Consider the following 1,095-nt stretch of genomic DNA (forward strand, 5'->3'; position numbering starts at 1 on the left):
GTGCTCGATGACAGCGTTATAGACGGCGTCGTTGGAACCCCACAGCGAACCGCCGGCGATTCCGAACTGCGCCGTGTTTTCGATTAGGTTGTCGGCGATCCTGACATTGTCAGCCGCCTGGAACCATATTCCCGCCGTTTCAATGTAAACCTTTCCGATGTCATGGATATGGTTTGAAAGGATCCTGGAGCCGTTTGACTTGCCGAACGTGCCATAATTCGTGCCGACGTAAATCCCGTTGCCAGCCACATCCGCAATCACATTGCCGGCAATCAACGCATCCTTGCTTTCCGTCACATGGACCCCGACGCCGACATTTTCGATGCTGTTGCCGAGAATCTTGACGCCATCAGCGTGTTCGATCCGTATGGCGCCAAATCCTCTGGTTTCCGTATAGAACTTGCCGCTGCCTTCAGGAGCTCCATCTCTAAACTCGAGCCCTGATACGACCATCCCATCGGCCCCATCCAACTTGAAGAATGTCGGCAGAATGCCGGCGACGACTACGGAATTGGGTAACGACTGATCGACAGGGATGTAATGGAGCTGGCCCGCGGCAAGGTCGTACCACCACTCTCCGGGAGCATCGAGCAAGGCCTTGGCTCCGGTCAGGAAATAGCGGCTGCCTTCTGCGGTAAAGAAATAACCGGTGCCTTTCGTATTGACAGTCCGGCGGGCGGCATCGATGGATACAACTGGGAGCGTATCATTGCCCCACTGGCTTCCGGGTTGATAGCCTCCAACGATGTCCGCGACCAGTCCACTTGTATCATCCACTGCCGGAAGATCGCCGGCATGGAAACAAAAGCGCGTGTTTCCTTCCCACATGTCGATGGCAGGATTGCACTTTGCGGCAAACAACCATCCCTTGCGTGGATCACCATCAGCGGGAGCGTTAGGGAATCGAGCCCGAGTTTGGCGCATCCCATTGACGAAAAGGTCACCGACCGCTTCATCCGGCGGCAATTTCAGCGGCGCCGTCCAGCGACCATCGGCCTCCTGCGCCCAGTTGCGCACGCGTTGCCCCCCATGCAAAATCGGCGCCTCATCGCATCTTGCCGTGACGATCAAGCCCTTATCGCGGGAGTCAAAGAC

1 protein-coding gene is annotated in these 1,095 nt (G+C 56.7%); it reads right to left on the bottom strand.

The window, feature by feature from the left end:
- A partial coding sequence (locus AC1D1Z_RS37690; protein WP_477853942.1) for a right-handed parallel beta-helix repeat-containing protein occupies positions 1-1,095 on the bottom strand: 1,095 nt, incomplete at both ends.

This window comes from Rhizobium sp. P1_E1 (genome assembly GCF_056406015.1).